This is a genomic window from Streptomyces sp. NPDC058632 (assembly GCF_042717095.1).
GTDB lineage: Bacteria > Actinomycetota > Actinomycetes > Streptomycetales > Streptomycetaceae > Streptomyces.
In genome coordinates this window covers 1-2,955 of sequence record NZ_JBHXQZ010000085.1, presented here as the reverse complement: position 1 = coordinate 2,955, position 2,955 = coordinate 1, and the positions used below count along the sequence as shown (strand labels likewise).

At 71.0% G+C, this 2,955-nt stretch carries 2 protein-coding genes; both read left to right on the top strand.

The features are described 5' to 3' along the window. Nucleotides 1-223: 223 nt before the first annotated feature. The gene (locus ACFWVE_RS27100; protein ID WP_384019090.1) at nt 224-604 is read left to right on the top strand and encodes a hypothetical protein; all 381 of its coding nucleotides are present in this window, start codon (nt 224-226) and stop codon (nt 602-604) included. A gap of 264 nt (nt 605-868) precedes the next feature. Next, nucleotides 869-2,914, top strand: coding sequence for a flotillin family protein (locus ACFWVE_RS27095; protein ID WP_384019087.1), 2,046 nt, complete (start codon nt 869-871; stop codon nt 2,912-2,914). Nucleotides 2,915-2,955 lie beyond the last annotated feature (41 nt).

Here is a 2,955-nt window from a genome sequence, read left to right as displayed (position 1 = left end):
GTCGTGTGGTTTTTTGTGGTTTTTTATTTTTTAAAACGCAAGCCGCCCTGCCCCCTGGCGTGGGGGGGGGGGTCGGCGGCGGGGGGGGGGCCGCCCCCCCACCGGGCGGCGCCCCCCCCCCCCCGCCACCGCCGGGGGCCGGTGCTGCCGTCGGCATGAGCCGTCACAGGGGCGCGGCACGCAGAACGCGGGACGCGGGGATCGGGAAAGGGGGTGGCCGGGGATGCACATGATCGCGGAGGCCGCCACGGGCCTGCCCACACTTCTGCTCACCGCGGCCCTCGTGGTCGCGGCCGGTTTCTGGCTGCTGGTGGCCGTCGGCGTCACCACACCGCACGCCTTCGACCCGGACGCGGATCTCGACGCGTGGGGGATGGGCGGGGTACCGGTCGCTCTCGCTCTCTCCCTGCTGACCCTGTTCGCCTGGCTGCTCGCCACCGGCGTGACCGTGCTGCTCGACGCGCACGTCCCCAAGGGGCCCGGTGCGGCACTGCTGCGCCTTCCGTCCCTGGTCGGAGCCCTGCTCGCGGCCTGGCGGCTGACCCGCTTCTTCGTGCGTCCGCTGTACCGTCCGGTGCCCGACGAACCCGGGCCGTCCCGGTAGTCCCGCGCACTCGGCGGGAACCGGGGCGGTTTGCCCGGCGTGTCTCGTGGCGGAGCCGGCGCACGGCTCCCGCGCGAGCCACGCACGCCGCACACCACCACGCCACCACCGTACGGCCGTCACGTCACCACCACGCCGCCACCACGTCACCACCGCGCACAGTCCGGGCCGGGAGGTACCGGGGCGGCCCCGCCGCCGCACTCCTCGGCGCCCGCCGCCGACCTGTCACTTCTGTCCGTCACCCAGCTCCGAAGGACGTATCCCATGGATGCTGCCACCGTGGGCATCGCCGTGCTCGTCGGCGTCTGCCTGCTCGCCGCACTCGTCGTGCTGTTCATCATGTCCAGACTGTTCCGCAAGGTGGAGCAGGGCAAAGCGCTCATCGTCTCCAAGGTCCGCAAGGTCGACGTGACCTTCACCGGTCAGATCGTGCTGCCCGTGCTGCACAAGGCCGAGGTGATGGACATCTCGGTGAGGACCATCGAGATCACCCGGGCCGGCAAGGAAGGCCTGATCTGCCAGGACAACATCCGAGCGGACATCCGCATCACCTTCTTCGTCAAGGTCAACAAGACCGTCGAGGACGTCATCAAGGTCGCGCAGGCCGTCGGCACCGCGCGGGCCAGCGACCGGAACACGCTGCAGGAACTGTTCCACGCGAAGTTCTCCGAGGCGCTGAAGACCGTCGGCAAGCAGATGGACTTCACCGACCTCTACACCAAGCGCGAGGAACTGCGGTACCGGATCATCGAGGTCATCGGCGTCGACCTCAACGGCTACCACCTCGAGGACGCGGCGATCGACTTCCTGGAGCAGACGCCGCTCACCCAGCTCGACCGGAACAACGTCCTCGACGCACAGGGCATCCGCAAGATCACCGAGCTGACGGCCGTGGAGCACATCCGCACCAACGAGGCCGAGCGCAACGAGGAGAAGGAGATCACCCGGCAGGACGTCGACGCGCGCGAGGCGATCCTCGAGCTGGAGCGCCGGCAGCAGGACGCCGAGATCAAGCAGCGCCGGGAGATCGAGACCGCACGGGCCCGCGAGGAGGCCGAGACGGCGCGGGTGGTGGAGGAGGAGCGGCTGCGTGCGCAGAGCGCCTTCCTGCGCACCGAGGAGCAGCTCGGCGTGCAGCGTGAGAACCAGGCCCGTGAGGTCGCCGTCGCCGCCAAGAACCGCGAGCGGGTCATCGCCGTGGAGAGCGAGCGCATCGAGAAGGACCGGATGCTCGAGGTCATCGCCCGCGAGCGGGAGACCGAGCTGACCCGGATCGCCGCCGACAAGGAGGTCGAGGCTCAGAAGCGCGACATCGCCGAGGTCGTCCGGGAGCGCGTCGCGGTGGACCGTACGGTGGCCGAGCAGGAGGAGTCGATCAAGAAGCTGCGGGCCGTGGAGGAGGCGGAGCGCCGGCGCCAGGCCGTCATCATCGCCGCCGAGGGCGAGGCGCAGGAGAAGCTGGTCAAGGACATCAAGGCCGCGGAGGCCGCCGAGGTGTCCGCCACGCACCGCGCCGCCGAGGAACTGACCCTGGCCGAGGCCCGGCTGAAGAGCGCCGACCTCGACGCCCGGGCCAAGGTGCGGCTGGCCGAGGGCATCCAGGCCGAGGCCGCCGCCGAGGGACTCGCCCTCGTGCAGATCCGCGACAAGGAGGCCGAGGTCATCGAGAAGGCCGGCCGTGCCGAGGCCGAGGCGGCCGAGGCCCGGATGCGTGCCGAGGCCGAGGGCGCGCGGGCCAAGGCGCTCGCCGACGCGGAGGGCATCAGCGGCAGGCTCAAGGCGGAGGCCGCAGGTCTCACCGAGAAGGCGGCGGCGATGGCCGCGCTGGACGAGGCGTCCCGCGGCCACGAGGAGTACCGGCTGCGCCTCGAGGCGGAGAAGGACGTACGGCTCGCCGGGCTCGAGGTGCAGCGGCAGGTCGCCGAGGCCCAGGCCACGGTGCTCGCGACCGGTCTGGAGAACGCCGACATCAACATCGTCGGCGGGGAGTCCGTGTTCTTCGACCGGCTGGTGTCGTCCATCGCGCTCGGCAAGGGCATCGACGGGTTCGTCCAGCACTCCGAGACCGCCCAGGCCCTCGCCGGCCCGTGGCTGGACGGCTCGGCGAGCTTCACCGACGACGTGAGCCGGATCCTGGGCTCCGTGTCGAGCGCCGACATACAGCACCTGACGGTGTCCGCGCTGCTCATGAAGCTGATGCAGGCGGGCGGCGACAACTCCGGACAGATCAAGCAACTGATTGAAAAAGCTGGGGAGTTGGGCCTCGCGGACACCCCGCTGGCCGCACTGAACGGCCACGCCAGGGCCTGACCCACCCCCGGCCGGGGAGCCGCCGCACAGGGGACGGCGGC

Bases quoted from the DNA above. Each gene is read 5' to 3' on its own strand.
- ACFWVE_RS27095 (WP_384019087.1), top strand. From the start codon at position 869: ATGGATGCTGCCACCGTGGGCATCGCCGTGCTCGTCGGCGTCTGCCTG.
- ACFWVE_RS27100 (WP_384019090.1), top strand. From the start codon at position 224: ATGCACATGATCGCGGAGGCCGCCACGGGCCTGCCCACACTTCTGCTC.